The organism is Streptomyces sp. NPDC001770 (assembly GCF_053596135.1).
Genome location: NZ_JBSFFN010000015.1, coordinates 72220 through 88324 on the forward strand (window position 1 = coordinate 72220; position 16105 = coordinate 88324).

The window sequence follows — 16105 nt, forward strand, 5'->3', positions numbered from 1 at the left end:
AGCACGAAACCCGCCCGGCACCGGAGCCCCCGCCGCGCCCGGGGTCTCGCGTTCGATCCGGACGAGGGGCCCTATCCCCCCAGCGCCCGCGACACCGTGTAGATCGCGAGTCCGGCCAGCGCGCCGACCACCGTGCCGTTGATCCGGATGAACTGGAGGTCGCGGCCGATGTGGGCCTCGATCTTCTTCGAGGTCTGGTCGGCGTCCCAGCCCGCGACGGTGTCGCTGATCAGCGAGGTGATCTCGGTGCGGTACGTGGTGACGACATAGGCCGCCGCGTCCTCCAGCCAGCCCTCGATCTTGTCCTGGAGCCGCTCGTCCGTGGCGAGGCGGGCTCCCAGCGACATCAGCGAGGCCCGCGCGCGCAGGCGCAGTTCGCTCTGCTCGTCCTCGGCCGCCGTGATGATCATCGTACGTACGGAGGACCAGGCGGAGGCGATCACGTCCTGCACCTCGCGGCGCCCCAGGATCTCCGACTTCAGCCGCTCCACGCGTTCCCGGGTGTCCCGGTCCGTCTGGAGGTCGGCGGCGAAGTCCGCCAGGAACGTGTCGATGGAGTCGCGGGCCGGGTGGCCCGGCATGTCCCGCATCTCCGTGACGAACCGCAGCAGCTCCTTGTAGACCCGCTCCCCCACGCGCTTGTCGACGAACCTCGGCGTCCAGCCGGGCGCCCCGCCCTGCACCGCGTCCATCACCGCGTCGCCGTGCAGGACCAGCCAGTCGTGCGCGCGGACACAGACCAGGTCCACGACCCTGCGGTGACCGCCGTCGGCCACCACCTTCTCCAGCATCTTCCCGAGCCCGGGGCCGATCTCCACCGCGTCGGCCCGCCGGGTGATCGCCTCCCCGACGATGGCCTGCACATCGGCGTCCCGCAGCACGGTCAGCGCCCCGCGCAACGCGGTCGCCAGCTCGGCGGTGACCCGGTCGGCGTGCACCGGCTCCGCGAGCCAGGCGCCGACCCGCCCGCCGATGCCCAGCGCGTGGATCCGGCCGCGGACCACGTCGGCGGAGAGGAAGTTCTCGCCGACGAACGACCCGAGCGAGGCCCCCAGCTGGTCCTTCTTCGTGGGAATGATCGCGGTGTGCGGGATGGGCAGGCCGAGCGGCCGGCGGAAGAGGGCGGTCACGGCGAACCAGTCGGCGAGCGCACCCACCATGCCCGCCTCGGCCGCGGCGGCGACGTAACCGGGCCAGCCGCCCACTCCCGCGTTCTTCGCCCAGGTGGCGAGCGTGTACACGAGCGCGACCAGCAGGAGCAGCCCGGTCGCGGTGGTCTTCATCCGGCGCACCCCGCGCCGCTTCTCCTCGTCGGCGGCGGTGTACGCGAACGAGGCCAGAGGTGCGGCGGCCCGCCCGGCGCCGCGCGGAGCCCGTGCCGTACGGTCGGAACCCGGCGGAGTGTCCGGGCCCACCGCAGCGCCCGGACCGACCGGGGCGTCCGGACCCGCGGGAGTGTCCGGGCCCGCGGGAGCACCGGCACCCACCGGAGCGTCCGGATCCGGGTCTCTGTCGTGTTCCGGCCCCGTGCTCGCGCCCGGTTCATTACGATCCACCGCGTCCCGCCTCGCTTTCCTGCCGTGCTCCGGTCCGCCGTGCGCCCGGTCCCGTACGACCGCGCCACCCGTTCACGTACACGTCTTCCCCCGTCGTACGCATTGTCCCCACTGTCCTACTCCCGGGCCGCCCGTCCAGTTCCCGGCGGCCCGTCGCGCACCGTTGCCCCGGGATTCCGGGCCGAGCAGGAGGAGCCGTACCGCACATGTCCAGGGTCGTCCACAGTGACCAGGCCGGGCCGGGCCCCGGCCCCCGCGAGCCCGGCGGGAGCGCCGGGCCGGGCGCCCGGCGGCGCAGGCGCGTCCTGCTCCTGGTCCTCGTGACCGCCACCGCCGTACTCGCCGCGGCCCTCGCCGTCGGCACGGCACGGCTCACCGGCCCCCGCGACACCGGGCTGCGGGCGGCCGGCCGGCACCCGGCCGGCGACGAGCCCTCCGGCGCGAGCGGCCGGTGGGTCGCCACCTGGACCGGGGCGCCGGTGCGCGCCGCCCCGGACACGGCGGACGACCTGGCGGGCACGACCGTACGCAACTCCGTGCACAGCAGTACCGGCGGCGAGGCGGCGCGCATCACCCTCTCGAACCTCTTCGGCACCGGTCCGCTGGTGGTCGACCGGGCGCGGGTGAACTCCCGCCCGGTGACCTTCGGGGGCGCGGGGAAGGTCGCCGTCCCGGCCGGCGGCCGGGTCGTGAGCGACCCCGTGCGGACGAGGATCGCGGCCGACTCGAACCTGGTGGTGTCCTTCCGTACGCTCACCACCGGCGGGCACATCACCCAGCACCCGGCCGCCTTCCAGACCTCGTACCTGGTCCGCGCCCGCACCACCTGGCCCGTCCAGGACTGGCGCTATCTGACGGCCGTGGACGTGTTCAGTACGACCGCCTCGGGCACGGTCGTGGCGTTCGGCGACTCGCTCACGGCGGGCAGCGGCTCCACGCCCGGCGCCAACCGGCGCTGGCCGGACCTCCTGTCCGACCGCCTGAAGGGCCGCTGGGGCGTGGCCAACCAGGGCATCTCGGGGAACCGCCTGCTCTCCGACGGCCGGGGCGGCATCGCGGGCACCACCCGTTTCTCACGCGACGCGCTGGGCGTCGCCGGCGTGCGCACGGTGATCGTCGCGCTCGGCATCAACGACGCCCAGACCGCCGCCGACCACCTGGACCCGCAGCGGGTCGTGGACGCCCTGCGCCGCCTCACCGCCCAGGGCCACGCCCGGGGGCTGCGGGTGATCGGGGTGACGCTGACGCCCTTCGAGGGCATCGGCAACTACACGCCCGCCCGCGAGGCCATCCGCCAGGAGGTCAACGAACAGATCCGGGCCGGAGGGGTGTTCGACGGGTACGTGGACTTCGACGCGGTGGTCCGCGACCCCGCCGTACCGCAGCGCATCCGGGCCGACTACGACAGCGGCGACCACCTGCACTTCAACGACACGGGGTACCGGTCCCTCGCCGACAGCATCGACCTGGGCCTGCTGACCGGCCCCCCGAAGGGATAGCTTCGCGCGGCCGGACCTGACCCGGCAACGGCACGAGCGCCCGCACCGGCACCCGCACGCACCTCAGCGCACGTCCTTGCCGCCTCCGGGCTCCTGCGCCTCACCCGGTCCGCCCACCGGCCGGGGAGCTTCCGCCCGGCCCACCGTGTCCGCCGCCGCCTTCGCCCCGGCCTCCTTGCGGCGGCGGCGCTCCGCCCTGCTCCACTTGCGTTCCACGCCGACGCCGCCCATCAGCGCGAAGCCGGTGACGGTCACCCTCGGCGCATCGGGGGCGGGTTCGCCCTCATCCTTGGACCGCTCGTCGAACCCGCCCATGAAACCGGTCCCGTTGACCCGCACATGGACGTCCGGCGGCACGGTGACGCCCATCCCGCCCATGATCGCGACGCACCGGATCGTCACCTCACGCTCCGCGAAACGCGCCTCGCGCAGATCGACGACCCCGCCGCCCCACATCACGAACGAGGTGAACGTCCGGCCGACGGTCCATCGCCCCTTGCGGCTGAAGCCGCCCCAGAAGGCGAACCCGCCCGTCGACGTCGGCTCCCCACCGATCCGCTCCGACCACGCCGTCACCGCAGCGCCGCCCACGTCCGGCAACGGCGCTCCGGAGACCGGAAGGTCACGGACGAGCGGTGTCAACTCGCCCCGGGTGCGCGCCGTATAGGCCGACTCGAGCCGCTGCTCGAACTCCGCCATGTCCAGGCGGCCTTCGGCCATGGCGTCCCGCAGGATCTCCGCGATCCGTTCCCGCTCGGCGTCGGAGGCGCGCATGTCGGGGAGTTCGCTCGTCATGACGCACACCCTATGCACGGCGCGCACCACGGACCAGAGCCCCCGGCGCTACGCGGCGGGGTGCGGCCCCGCCGCATACATCCGCGCGATCACGTCCTCGATGTCGGGCTCCCGTACCGAGAGGTCCTTCAGCGGGTACTCCGCCGCGATCCGCGCCACCAGCGGGGCCACCGAGGCGCCGGCCGGGAGCGCCAGCCACTGGCGCGGCCCCTCCGTCTTCAGTACCCGTGCCCGCAGCGCCCCCTCCGACTCCACGGCGATCGGCGGGAGTTCGCGCTCCAGGTCCACCACCAGCACGCGTTCGCTCCCGCCCGCCTCGTGCAGCCCGGCGAGCGCGCCGTCGTACATCAGCCGGCCGTGGTCGATCACCATCACCCGGCGGCACAACTGCTCGATGTCGGTGAGGTCGTGGGTGGTGAGCAGCACGGTGGTGGACCGCTCCTCGTTGAGGTCCTTGAGGAACTGCCGCACCTTGGTCTTGGAGATGATGTCGAGCCCGATCGTCGGCTCGTCCAGGTACAGCACCTCCGGATCGTGCAGCAGCGCCGCCGCGATGTCGCCGCGCATCCGCTGCCCGAGGGAGAGTTGCCGCACCGGCTTGTCCAACAGGGCAGCCAGATCGAGGAGTTCGACGCACCGGTCTAGGTTTTCGCGGTACCGCACGTCCGGGATGCGATACATGCGGTGCATCAGCCGGTACGAATCCTTCAGCGGCAGGTCCCACCAGAGCGTGGTGCGCTGCCCGAACACCACCCCGATGCGGTGCGCCAGCCGGGTGCGCTCCCGGGACGGGTCGACGCCCGCGACCCGCAGCCGGCCGCCGCTCGGGGTCAGGATTCCGGTGAGCATCTTGATCGTCGTCGACTTGCCCGCACCGTTCGGGCCGATGTACCCGACCATCTCACCGCGCGCCACCCGGAAACTGAGACCGTCCACCGCGCGCACCTCGCGCCGCTCGCCCCGCAGGAAGCCCGTCCTGCGGCGCACCCGGAAGACCTTCTCCACCCCGTCCAGTTCGATGAACGAGTCGTCGGCCACCGGAGCCCGTAGGTCCTCCGCCACCGCCTCGCCCGCCGCCGTCCCCACCGTTGCCACACCCGTGCCCGCGTCCCGCGCCATGCCCGTACCCGCTCCCGTCTCCACGCCCGAACCCATCGCCGTAACCCCGCCCCCGCTCCCGTCCCGGCCACCGGTCAACTTCCCGTGCTCCGGTACGCCCGCAGCCCCGTGCGCCACGCCGTCCCGGCAAGCAGCCCGCACCCGGCCGCCACCAGGGGCGACAGGAACGCCGCCCACGGGGGCATCGCCACCGGGTAATCCCGCCCCAGTACGTACAGCGCGGGCAGCCAGCTGACGAAGGCCAGCGGCACGACGAACGTCACCCCGCGCACCAGCTCCCGGGCGAAGACCGAGGGCGGGTACTGCAACAGGGTCTGGCCGCCGTACGTGAAGGAGTTCTGCACCTGCGCCGCGTCCTGGGCGAAGAACTGGACGGCCGACCCTCCGACGTAGACGGCCCCGAAGAACGCCCCGCCGCTCACCACCGCCAGCGGCACCAGCAGCACCTTCAGCGGGGTCCAGTCGATGTCGAGGGCCGCCAGGGCGTACCCCAGCACCATCAGTCCCTGGACGATGCGCCCCACCCGGCGCAGCGCGAACCGGTCGGCCGCCACCTGCACCAGCACCGGCACGGGGCGCACCAGCAGCGTGTCGAACGTGCCGTCCCGCACCCGCGCGCCGATCCGGTCCAGGGACCCCAGCAGCAGGTCGGCCAGCCCGAACGCGGTCGCCGCCATCCCGTACAGCAGGGCGATCTCCGGCAGGGAGTAGCCGCCCAGCGCGTCGACGTGGCCGAACATCAGCATGATGGTGACGAAGTCGAAGACCGTCGCGAGGAAGTTGCCGAGCGTGGTCATCGCGAACGACGCCGGATACGCCATCGTCGAGCGGATCCACATCCCCGCGATGAGCCGGTAGGCGCGGACCCCCTCGACCAGCGGTGACCGCTCGCCGGGGCCGGGCCGGGCGGTGGCGCCGGGCCGGTCACAGGCGCCGGGCCCCGCGGAGGCGCCCGGCCCCGCCGCCCGTCCCGTACGCACGCCCCCGTCCGTACCGCTGTCCCCGTCCGCACGACCGCTGCCGCCGTCGCCGCCCGGGACGAGCACCGTGTCAGCCACCCTGCACCACCACTCTCCGCGTCGCGACGGACTGGAGCACCCGGCCCGCCATCAGCAGGACCAGCGCCCAGCCGGCCTGGAAGGCGAACGCTCCCGCCAGGTCCCACCCGGTGCGCTCGCCGAGGAACACGTCGGCGGGTACCTGGAGGAACGCCGACCACGGCAGGGCCCGCGCGACCTCGCCCAGCAGCCCCGGGAACAGGTTGAGCGGCAGCAGCATCCCTGAGAAGAACAGCCCCGTCAGCCAGCTGATCTGGAGCACCCCCGCCCCGTCCATCAACCAGAACGCGGCCAGTGCGACGAGGAAGCGGACGGCGAAGCTGACCACCACCCCGAGCACCACCGACACCAGGAACGCCGGCCACGTCCAGGGGGAGACGGGCAGGGCCAGGTCGAAGGCGAGCGCGCCGATCGTCATCGGTACGACGCCGCGCCCCAGGAAGTTGAAGGCGGCCCGGCCCAGGTCCCCGGCCAGATACCAGCACTGGAGGTCGGCGGGCCGGTAGAGGTCGATCGCGATGTCACCGGTGCGGATGCGCTCCATCAGGTCGTCCTCGAATCCGCCGCCCATCAGCGAACACGTCATCAGCAGCGCCTGCCCCAGCCAGACGTAGGTCAGCGCCTGCGCGGTGTCGTAGCCACCGAGGTCCGGCCGCTCCGACCAGAGCGCGGTGTAGGTGTACGCGATGATGAAGCCGAAGACGGTGTTCGTGAAAATCCCCGCCATCGTCGCCATCCGGTACGTGGCATGCCGGCGGAACCCGCCCGCCGCCACCACGGCATAGACCCGCACGTCTCTCCCCCTCCCGGCACCAAAGCGGCCGACAGTAGCCCAGCTCTCCGGCTCCCGACGACCGCTTTTCCGGGGGCGCGCGCGGCATCCGGCGGGGCGTACCGGGGCGCAACCAGGTGCGTTCCGAGGGTTATCGACACGAAAGGGGCAGTATGGGAGAACTGTCCGCGGCCGAGGAGTCTTCACCGACATGAGCGACGAGCCAGAGCGCTGGGCCCCCCGGGACCCCTCGGGGGAACCTTCCGGACACGAGGACGCCGCGCCCGCAGGGGAGGAACACCCTGACGGAACACCGGACGGAACACCGCACGGACCTCCGCCGGGAACCCCGCACGGCAGAGCCGCGGAGAAGCGCGCGAAGCGCGCGAAGCGCGCGAAGCGCCCCAGGCGGAAGGGCTGGCGCCGCCTCGTACCGACCTGGCGGATGGTGCTCGGGGCCGTACTGCTCGTCGCCGTCCTGCTCGTCGGCGGTTTCATCGCCGGGTACCAGCTCGTCGACATCCCCGCCGCGAACTCCAGCGCCACCGCCCAGAGCAACGTCTACCTCTACCGCGACGGGGCGGTCATCGCCCGCGACGGCGACGTCAACCGGGAGAACGTCCAGCTCGCCCAGGTCCCGAAGGACGTCCAGCACGCCGTGCTCGCCGCCGAGGACCGCAACTTCTACTCCGAGCGCGCCGTCGACATCAGCGCCATGGTCCGCGCCGCCTGGAACACCGTCACCGGCAAGGGCAAGCAGGGCGGTTCGACCATCACCCAGCAGTACGTCAAGAACTACTACCTGGGCCAGGAGCAGACGGTCGTCCGCAAGGCCAAGGAGTTCTTCATCGCGATCAAGCTGGACCGCGAGCAGACCAAGGACCAGATCTTCGAGGGGTACCTCAACACCAGCTACTTCGGCCGCAACGCGTACGGCATCCAGGCAGCGGCCCAGGCGTACTACGGCAAGGACGTCACCGACGTCGGCGTCGCCGAGGGCGCGTACCTCGCCTCGCTCCTCAACGCCCCCAGCGCGTACGACGTCGTCGCCCACCCGGAGAACAAGCCGGCCGTGCTCGCCCGCTGGAACTACGTGCTCGACGGCATGGTCAAGGAGGAGTGGCTCGGCGCCTCCGCGCGCGCGGCGCTCACCTTCCCGGCACCGGACGGGGCGAAGGCCTCCACCGGCCTCTCCGGACAGCGCGGTTACCTCGTCAACGCCGTCAAGGACTATCTGACCGGCCACGGGATCGTGGCCGAGGAGACCCTCGCCACCGGCGGCTACCGGATCACCACCACCCTGGAGAAGGAGAAGCAGGACGCCTTCGTGGACGCCGTCGAGGAGAACGTGACCTCCCGGACCGACGACAGCCGGGCGGCCGACCGAAACGTCCGCGTCGGCGGCGCCTCCATCGACCCCGCCACCGGCAAGGTCGTCGCCCTGTACGGCGGGATCGACTACACCCGCCAGTACGTCAACAACGCGACCCGCCGCGACTACCAGGTCGGCTCCACCTTCAAGCCGTTCGTCTTCACCGCCGCCGTCGCCACCGACGCGACCACCCAGGACGGCCGCCGGATCACCCCGAACACCCGCTACGACGGCACCAACGAGCGCCCCGTCCAAGGGCGCCAGGGCGACACCGGGTACGCCCCCGCCAACGAGGACGACGTCAGCTACGGCTCCATCACCGTCCGCGAGGCCACCGACAAGTCCGTCAACGCGGTGTACGCGCAGATGGCCGAGGACGTAGGCCCGCAGAAGGTGAAGGAGACCGCGATCGACCTCGGCGTCCCCGAGGACACCCCCGACCTGACGGCCTCCCCGTCCATCGCGCTCGGCCCGGCCACCGCCAGCGTGCTCGACATGACCGAGGCGTACGCGACCCTCGCCAACCACGGGCGGCACGGCACGTACACCCTGGTGGAGAAGGTCACCAAGGACGGCCGGAACGTCTCGCTGCCCGACCGCACCACCCGGCAGGCCGTCAGCCGGCAGGCCGCCGACACCACCACCGCGATCCTGCGGAGCGTCGTCGAGGGCGGCACCGGTACGGCCGCGCAGGGCGCGGGCCGCCCCGCCGCCGGGAAGACCGGCACCGCCGAGGAGGACAAGGCCGCCTGGTTCGCCGGCTACACCCCCGACCTCGCGACCGTCGTCGCCGTCATGGGCCAGGACCCGGACACCGGAACGCAGGAGTCCCTGTACGGAGCCCTCGGCCAGTCCCGCGTCAACGGCGGCGGCGCCCCCGCCGAGACCTGGGCCGACTACACCGCGGCCGCCCTCGAAGGCTCCGAGGTGCGGGATTTCGACCTGGACCTGGCGGAGGGCAGCGACGAGCCCGACCCCTCCGAGGAGGAATCAGCGCCCAGCGACCCCGACTCCCCGTCCGACACCCCGAGCGGCGACACCCCCACCACCCCCGCCGGCACCACCCCGGCCACCCCCGGCCCGACCGCCACCGGCGGCACCACGGGCGGCGGCCCCACCGGCGGCTCCCCCACGAACGGCGGCAACGCGAACGGCACCGGCGGGAACACCGCGAACGGCGGGACCGGGAACGGCGGCAACGGCAACGACACCGGCGGTACGAACGGCGGCGGCACCGACGCGGGCACCGCCGAAGGCGGCGGGGAGACCGGCAGCACCGGGGAGACAGGCGACGGCGGCGGCCCCACCGGGGACGGCAGCACCGGCGGCGGCCTCACCGAGGGAGCCCGGGGGCCGGGCCGGGGGCCGGGCCGGGGCCCGGACTTCCCGTATCCCTGGCGGTGAGGCCGGCCGGACTTAGGCGGGGCCAGGCCAGGACGGCCGGAGATGTTCAGAGCCCCGGGACCGCTCAGTGCCCCGAAGTGGCTCAGTGCCCCGAAGTCGCCTTCAGCCCCACCACGGACACCAGCAGCAGGCAGACGAAGAAGATCCGCGCGGCGGTCACCGGCTCGTGCAGCACCACCATCCCGAGCACCGCCGCACCGGCGGCCCCGATCCCCACCCACACGCCGTAGGCCGTACCGATCGGCAGCGACTTCGCCGCCTGCGCCAGCAGCAGCATGCTGGCCACGATCCCGAGGACGGTGAACACGCTCGGCCACAGCCGGGTGAACCCCTCCGCGTACTTCATACCGATCGACCAGCCCACTTCGAGCAGGCCGGCAATGATCAAGAGAACCCAGGCCACGACGGCCACCTCCGACGACAGACACACGGAACAACACGGACCGCGTCGTCTTTGCCTTGCCCGGTACGGCGCGTCTCGTCGGGTCGTTCCACCGTAGCAACAAACGCCGTGGGGCCCGGTGACGGGAGTCACCGGGCCCCACCACGACGGACAGCGCCTACAGGTACAGCCCCGTCGAATCGACCGAGCCCTCGAAACGGTCCGCCGCCACCGCGTGCAGGTCCCGCTCCCGCATCAGTACGTACGCCACGCTCCGCACCTCGACCTCGGCACGGTCCTCGGGGTCGTACAGCACCCGGTCCCCGGGCTCGACCGACCGCACGTTCTGGCCCACGGCCACCACCCTGGCCCAGGCCAGCCGGCGGCCCACCGCGGCCGTCGCGGGAATCAGAATGCCGCCGCCGGACCGGCGCTCGCCCTCCGGCGAGTCGGACCGGACCAGCACACGGTCGTGCAGCATGCGGATGGGCAGCTTGTCGTCCTGGGTGTTGTCGCTCACGCCCCGCAACCTACCCGCCGGGCAACCGCCCGTACGCCGTAGGGGTACGTCCACCCGCTTCCGCGCCGCGACGCGTATCCTCCCGCGCCACCGGGGCGACCACCGGGCGGCCGGCCTCTTCGGACCGGCCACGCCCGGCCCAGGCCGTCACCGGCGCCGGCGGCCCTTCGGGCGCCGCGTCGACACGACCAGCAGACCCACCACACCGACCGCGAGCAGCGCCACCGGCACCACCCGCTCCAGCCGCGGCGAACCGTCCTCCGCCACGAACCGCGCCTTCACGTCCGAGACCGAACGATTCACCGCGACGTACGCGCGGCCCGCCGTACGGTCCACCTTCTCGGCGACCATGGCCTTCGCGTCACCGATGATCGTCTTCGGGTGCACCCGCACCCCGATCTCGTCGAGGACCACAGCCAGCTGCTCACGCCTGCTGATGATGTCCGCCTCGATCTGCGCAGGGGTCCTCGTATCCGACACTGCGCCGCCTCCGTGGTGGTCGTCCGGTAAACCTTCATCGACAGTCTGTCAGCTCGACCGCCCGCACACCCGGCGGCACCCCTATTACGCTCGGTCGCGTACACCCCACGCGCCACCCGAGGAGAACCATGAGCGAGCGCCTCCAGCCCGGCGACACCGCCCCCGCCTTCACCCTTCCGGACGCCGACGGCAAGGACGTGTCGCTCGCGGACCACAAGGGCCGCAAGGTGATCGTCTACTTCTACCCCAAGGCCCTTACCCCCGGTTGCACCAAGCAGGCCTGCGACTTCACCGACAACCTGGACCTGCTGACCGGTGCCGGATACGACGTCATCGGCGTATCGCCCGACAAGCCGGAACTGCTCGCGAAGTTCCGCGAGCAGGAGAACCTCAAGGTCACCCTGGTCGCCGACCCGTCCAAGGAGGTCCTCGCGGCCTACGGCGCGTACGGCGAGAAGCAGAACTACGGCAAAACGGTGACGGGCACCATCCGCTCCACCTTCGTCGTCGACGAGCAGGGCCTGATCGAACACGCCTTCTACAACGTCCGGGCCGCCGGACACGTTGCGAAGATCATCAAGGACCTCAAGATCTGACACCCCGCCCGGGCGCCCACCCGCCGACAACCCCGCGCGGAAACTCGCAGGAACCGGCAGGAACCTGTCACGATGCTGTGAGGGACCTCGCAAAAACCCCGTGAATCGGTTTGCGACCGCCATGACCGCAAAGAAGCCCTCCTTGGAACATCCTCCGAGGAAAGGACCCGGCCATGGCGGCCACCGAACCCCACCAGGCGGCCGACCCCGACGCGGTCAGGCGCCACCCCATGCTCTTCCGGGCCGTCCGGAAACGCCAGAACCCCAGACTCCGGCGCACCGACATCACCGTCACCGACGACCAGGCCGTCAAGCGCGCGGTGAAGGCGGCCTCGCTCGGCAACGCCATGGAGTGGTTCGACTTCGGCATCTACTCCTACCTCGCCGTCACCCTGGGACACGTCTTCTTCCCGTCCGGGAACGACACGACCCAGCTGCTCTCCTCCTTCGCGACCTTCGCCGTGGCCTTCCTCGTCCGGCCGCTCGGAGGCATGTTCTTCGGCCCGATGGGCGACAAGGTCGGCCGCAAGAAGATCCTCGCCCTCACGATGATCATGATGGCGATCGGCACCTTCGCCATCGGCCTCATTCCCTCGCACGGAACGATCGGCATCTGGGCGCCCGCCCTGCTGATCCTCTTCCGCATGCTCCAGGGCTTCTCCACCGGCGGTGAGTACGGCGGCGCGTCCACCTTCATCGCCGAGTACGCCCCCGACAAGCGCCGCGGCTTCTTCGGCAGCTTCCTGGAGTTCGGCACCCTCGCCGGATACGTCGGCGCCGCAGGCCTGGTCACCGCGCTCTACGCACTCCTCGACACCGGCCAGATGGAAAGCTGGGGCTGGCGCATCCCCTTCCTGGTCGCGGGCCCCCTCGGCCTCGTCGGCCTCTACCTCCGCCTCCGCCTCGACGAGACCCCCGCCTTCCAGAAGCTGGAGGGCGGCGCCGCCCACGCGTCCGAGGCCGCCGACAGCGTGGAGACCACCGCCAAGGGCGACCTCGCGAAGATCTTCCGCGACTACTGGCCGACGCTGATCCTCTGCATCTGCCTGGTCGGCGCGTACAACATCGCCGACTACATGCTCCTCTCGTACATGCCGACGTACCTCTCCGACGAACTCGGCTACAGCGAGACCCACGGACTGCTGATCCTGCTCGTGGTGATGGTCGTCCTCATGCTGCTCATCAGCCAGGTCGGCAAGCTCTCCGACCGCTTCGGCCGCAAGCCGCTGCTGATGGCGGGCATGCTCGGCTTCCTGGTGCTCTCGCTGCCGTCGTTCCTGCTGATCCGGCAGGGCAGCATCCCGGCCATCACCATCGGCATGCTCATGCTGGGCCTCTCGCTGCTCTGCATGCTCGGCACCATGTCGGCGGCCCTCCCGGCCCTCTTCCCGACCAACGTCCGGTACGGCTCGCTCTCCGTCGGCTACAACCTCTCCGCGTCGATCTTCGGCGGCACGACCCCCCTGGTCATCACCGCCCTGATCAGCTGGAGCGGTACGAACCTGATGCCCGCGTACTACGCGATGGCCGCCGCCCTGGTCGGCGTGATCTCCGTGGCCTGCATGAAGGAGACCGCCAACAAGCCCCTCGACGGCTCCCCGCCCTCGGTGGAGACCCCGGAGGAAGCGGCGGAGCTCGTCCACGCGCAGTCGCCGGACCCGAAGTTCTGAGACAGATCCTGCGCGGAAGGGCTCGCATCGCTTCGACCGGTCGAAGCGATGCGAGCCCTTCCCCATCTCATCGCATTGCGGACGTGACTGTCCGATTACCGGTTCGTTGCTCCGTACGAGGCCGCGAACGCGCGGCCGGACGGGGAGGAAGAGAGATGCCGGTCCGTTACACCCGCGAGCTGCTCGAAGAGGCGGCGCGCGAGACGACCAACTGCGACGACGCGGTGCGATGGTGCGGCAGCACACCGACGCCGGGGAGCAGGCGCTACCTACGGGCCAGGATGGTCGAGGCCCGAATCGACATCTCCCACTTCGTCGACACCCGGGTGCGCCACACGGAGGAGACCCTGCGCGAGTCGGTCGCCTGCTCCAGAAGCGTGGCGGAGGTCGTTCGCCGGCTTGGCATCAATCCGGTGGGTGGCAACCATGCGCACATCAGCCGCCGGATCACCGCCCTCCGCATCGACACATCACACTTCTCGAACGCGACCCGGCGTCGGCCGAAAGGCGCCGCAAGAAGCACGCTGACTCTGGGATCTCCGTCGGACGGCAGGGTCCCCGGCGCAAGGCTGCGCCGGGAACTGCTCCGGACCGGTATCGCCGAGTCGTGCGCCGTGTGCGGCACCGGCATCGAGTGGAACGGCAAACCGCTACGACTGGAGGTCGACCACAGGAGTGGGGAGTGGTGGGACAACCGTCCGGAGAACTTGCGCCTGATCTGCCCGAACTGCCACGCGGTCACGGACACCTATCGGGGACGCAGGCGGCGGTCGGCGTGAGCGACCGGAACAGGTACCCCCGCGAAACCCTGGCCCGGACAGCAGCCGCCTCCACCAGCCTCGTCGACATGCTCGGTCGATTGGGCGCCCCGCTCGGCAGCAGGCCGCTCCGCTACGTGCGGGGTCGCCTGACGCACTACGGAATCGACACGTCCCACTTCGCCGAGGTCCCTCTGCCGGTACGCGAGAGGCGGACGTACACGAAGGAACTCCTGGAAGAAGCCGCATCGCATTCGCACAGCATCCGGGAAGTGCTGGAATACATGCGGATCCCTCCCAGCGACGGCCCCTACGACTACATCCGGAAGAAGCTCGGGCGACTGGGGATCGACACTTCGCACTTCACCAGCGGCCGTGGACACCGCAGGCCTCTCGCGTCCCGCAGCGAACTGACCTCCGCTGTCGCTGAATCCAAGAGTGTGGCCGAGGTACTGAGACTTCTCGGCCACACGGACAACGGCGCCGTCCGCGCCCGTCTGAAACGGAACCTCGACGAGTACGGCCTTTCGACTGCCCACTTCACCGGGCAGGGGCACACTCGAGGGACCCGCTCCCCCTACCGCAGGAGCACATCCGAAATCCTGGGGCGCAAAGAGCCCGGGTCTGCCCGGACCCGGACCTCGCTGCTGCGTCGCGCGCTTGATGACATCGGAGTCTCACGCACGTGCTCCGCATGTGGCCTCGGTGACACCTGGCAGGGCAAGCGTCTCACCCTGGAGATCGATCACATCAACGGTGACCGCTTGGACGATCGCCGCGAGAATCTGCGCTACCTGTGTCCGTCATGTCATAGCCAGACCGAAACATTCTCGAATCGGCGAAGCCGCACCCAGTAGAGTAGCGAGGCGCGGGCCCGTACCCCAGCTGGCAAGAGGGCGCCGGTTTAGGTCCGGTGTGTCGTGGGTTCAAATCCCACCGGGCCCACCCACAGCGAGTGGCTGTCACCTTGGATTCAAAGGTGACAGCCACTCCGCGTATGTCAGCCCACCAGCTCCCGCACCACCGGTGCCAGCGCGCGGAACGCCTTGCCGCGGTGGCTGATGGCGTTCTTCTCCGCCGGAGTGAGCTCCGCGCAGGTACGCGTCTCGCCCTCGGGCTGGAGGATCGGGTCGTAGCCGAAGCCGTGCGCACCGGCCGGGGCGAAGCGGAGGGTGCCGGGCATGCGGCCCTCGACGACGCGTTCCGTACCGTCCGGGAGGGCGAGGGCGGCGGCGCAGGCGAAGTGGGCTGCGCGGTGCGGGGTGTCGATGTCGCCGAGCTGGGCGAGGAGCAGGTCGAGGTTGGCCTGGTCGTCGCCGTGCCGGCCGGCCCAGCGGGCGGAGAAGATGCCGGGGGCGCCGCCGAGGACGTCGACGCAGAGGCCCGAGTCGTCGGCGATGGCCGGGTGGCCGGTGGCCTTGGCCAGGGCATGGGCCTTCAGGAGTGCGTTCTCGGCGAAGGTGACGCCGGTTTCCTTGACGTCCGGGATCTCGGGGTACGCGTCCGCGCCGACGAGTTCGTGGCTGAGGCCGGCGTCGGCGAGGATGGCGTGGAGTTCGGTGATTTTCCCGGCATTGCGGGTGGCGAGGATCAGGCGGGTCATGGATCGATTGTCACTCCTCGCCGTCGCGGAGGAGTCCCCGGCCCTCGCCGTCGCGGAGGAGTCCCCGGCCCTCGCCGTCGCGGAGGAGTCCCCGGCCCTCGCCCCCGTCTCACCCGCTCAGGGTGAGCAGACCTTGCCGATCTCGCCGGCGGCGTCGGTGACCGGGCCGATGTCGGGGGTGGTGTCGCCCGCCTCGATGGAGGCGCGGACCTGGCCGACTCCGGCCTGGAGGTCGTCGACGGCCTTGCCGAGGTCGGCGTTGTCGGTGGTGTCCTTGAGCTTGCCGAGTTCCTGGTCGATCCGGTCGAGCGACTCGGAGGCCTGGGTCACGTCTCCCGAGGCGTTGGAGACGGCCTGCTGGAGGTTGCCGACGCTGGTGGCGATGGCGTCGGCGGTACGTACGCAGTCGAGGGCCTTGTCGACGGCGCCGCATCCGGCCGCCGCGGTCAGGGTGAGTGCTGCGGCGGCGACGGCGAGTGCGGTGCGGTGGTGGCGGCGCAGAGCCATGGTGCGGTCCCTCC

General features: G+C 71.3%; 16 protein-coding genes, 1 tRNA gene and 1 riboswitch. Of the genes, 7 read left to right on the forward strand and 10 right to left on the reverse strand.

The features are described from left to right. Positions 1 to 71 precede the first annotated feature (71 nt). A complete protein-coding gene (locus ACWCSV_RS15890; RefSeq protein WP_451142514.1) occupies positions 72 to 1487 on the reverse strand; it encodes a DUF445 domain-containing protein in 1416 nt (471 codons plus the stop codon). 389 nt (positions 1488 to 1876) lie between these two features. Here ACWCSV_RS15890 and ACWCSV_RS15895 point away from each other — a divergent pair, with 389 nt between their 5' ends. Further along, positions 1877 to 3055, forward strand: coding sequence for an SGNH/GDSL hydrolase family protein (locus ACWCSV_RS15895; RefSeq protein WP_451142660.1), 1179 nt, complete (start codon positions 1877 to 1879; stop codon positions 3053 to 3055). 63 nt (positions 3056 to 3118) lie between these two features. Here ACWCSV_RS15895 and ACWCSV_RS15900 read toward each other — a convergent pair whose 3' ends face one another. The 4 genes from ACWCSV_RS15900 to ACWCSV_RS15915 form a co-directional block, all read right to left on the reverse strand. Next, a complete protein-coding gene (locus ACWCSV_RS15900; RefSeq protein WP_451142662.1) occupies positions 3119 to 3829 on the reverse strand; it encodes a DUF1707 SHOCT-like domain-containing protein in 711 nt (236 codons plus the stop codon). A 69-nt stretch (positions 3830 to 3898) separates the two neighbouring features. After that, the gene (locus ACWCSV_RS15905) at positions 3899 to 4888 is read right to left on the reverse strand and encodes an ABC transporter ATP-binding protein (protein WP_451142664.1); all 990 of its coding nucleotides are present in this window, start codon (positions 4886 to 4888) and stop codon (positions 3899 to 3901) included. Between the two features lie 155 nt (positions 4889 to 5043). Further along, positions 5044 to 5847, reverse strand: coding sequence for an ABC transporter permease (locus ACWCSV_RS15910; RefSeq protein WP_451142666.1), 804 nt, complete (start codon positions 5845 to 5847; stop codon positions 5044 to 5046). A 172-nt stretch (positions 5848 to 6019) separates the two neighbouring features. Next, positions 6020 to 6820, reverse strand: a complete 801-nt coding sequence (locus ACWCSV_RS15915; protein WP_451142516.1) for an ABC transporter permease — start codon at positions 6818 to 6820, stop codon at positions 6020 to 6022. A 190-nt stretch (positions 6821 to 7010) separates the two neighbouring features. On the opposite strand from ACWCSV_RS15915, the gene ACWCSV_RS15920 reads away from it, so the two are divergent. Next, positions 7011 to 9575 carry a transglycosylase domain-containing protein gene (locus ACWCSV_RS15920; protein WP_451142518.1) on the forward strand — a complete coding sequence of 855 codons (2565 nt, stop codon included), beginning with the start codon at positions 7011 to 7013 and terminating at the stop codon, positions 9573 to 9575. Between the two features lie 82 nt (positions 9576 to 9657). Here the strand turns inward: ACWCSV_RS15920 and ACWCSV_RS15925 are convergent, their stop codons facing one another. The 3 genes from ACWCSV_RS15925 to ACWCSV_RS15935 form a co-directional block, all read right to left on the reverse strand. Beyond that, positions 9658 to 9978: a DMT family transporter gene (locus tag ACWCSV_RS15925; RefSeq protein WP_266704822.1), complete on the reverse strand. Its 321-nt coding sequence runs from the start codon at positions 9976 to 9978 to the stop codon at positions 9658 to 9660. A gap of 39 nt (positions 9979 to 10017) precedes the next feature. Further along, positions 10018 to 10084, reverse strand: a riboswitch (guanidine-III (ykkC-III) riboswitch). Between the two features lie 51 nt (positions 10085 to 10135). Next, positions 10136 to 10477 (reverse strand): GroES family chaperonin, encoded by a 342-nt coding sequence (locus ACWCSV_RS15930; RefSeq protein ID WP_266704824.1) that lies wholly within the window; start codon positions 10475 to 10477, stop codon positions 10136 to 10138. A gap of 147 nt (positions 10478 to 10624) precedes the next feature. After that, positions 10625 to 10957 carry a DUF3618 domain-containing protein gene (locus ACWCSV_RS15935; protein ID WP_451142520.1) on the reverse strand — a complete coding sequence of 111 codons (333 nt, stop codon included), beginning with the start codon at positions 10955 to 10957 and terminating at the stop codon, positions 10625 to 10627. Between the two features lie 128 nt (positions 10958 to 11085). Between ACWCSV_RS15935 and bcp the strand changes: the two genes are divergently transcribed. The 5 genes from bcp (at position 11086) to ACWCSV_RS15960 (ending at position 14926) form a co-directional block, all read left to right on the forward strand. Further along, on the forward strand, positions 11086 to 11553 hold the full coding sequence (gene bcp / locus ACWCSV_RS15940; RefSeq protein WP_451013424.1) for a thioredoxin-dependent thiol peroxidase: 468 nt from the start codon (positions 11086 to 11088) through the stop codon (positions 11551 to 11553). Between the two features lie 173 nt (positions 11554 to 11726). Next, positions 11727 to 13223: a glycine betaine/L-proline transporter ProP gene (gene proP, locus ACWCSV_RS15945; protein ID WP_451142522.1), complete on the forward strand. Its 1497-nt coding sequence runs from the start codon at positions 11727 to 11729 to the stop codon at positions 13221 to 13223. 155 nt (positions 13224 to 13378) lie between these two features. Then, a complete protein-coding gene (locus tag ACWCSV_RS15950; RefSeq protein ID WP_451142524.1) occupies positions 13379 to 14002 on the forward strand; it encodes an HNH endonuclease in 624 nt (207 codons plus the stop codon). Continuing rightward, positions 13999 to 14838 (forward strand): HNH endonuclease signature motif containing protein, encoded by an 840-nt coding sequence (locus tag ACWCSV_RS15955; RefSeq protein ID WP_451142526.1) that lies wholly within the window; start codon positions 13999 to 14001, stop codon positions 14836 to 14838. Before ACWCSV_RS15950 ends, ACWCSV_RS15955 begins: the two co-directional genes overlap by 4 nt. Positions 14839 to 14851: 13 nt before the next feature. Further along, positions 14852 to 14926: transfer RNA gene (locus ACWCSV_RS15960), tRNA-Leu, on the forward strand. A gap of 55 nt (positions 14927 to 14981) precedes the next feature. Here ACWCSV_RS15960 and rdgB read toward each other — a convergent pair. After that, entirely contained in the window at positions 14982 to 15584 is a 603-nt protein-coding gene (rdgB, locus tag ACWCSV_RS15965; protein ID WP_327176006.1) for an RdgB/HAM1 family non-canonical purine NTP pyrophosphatase, read from the reverse strand. 117 nt (positions 15585 to 15701) lie between these two features. Next, positions 15702 to 16091 carry a hypothetical protein gene (locus tag ACWCSV_RS15970; protein WP_451142529.1) on the reverse strand — a complete coding sequence of 130 codons (390 nt, stop codon included), beginning with the start codon at positions 16089 to 16091 and terminating at the stop codon, positions 15702 to 15704. Positions 16092 to 16105 lie beyond the last annotated feature (14 nt).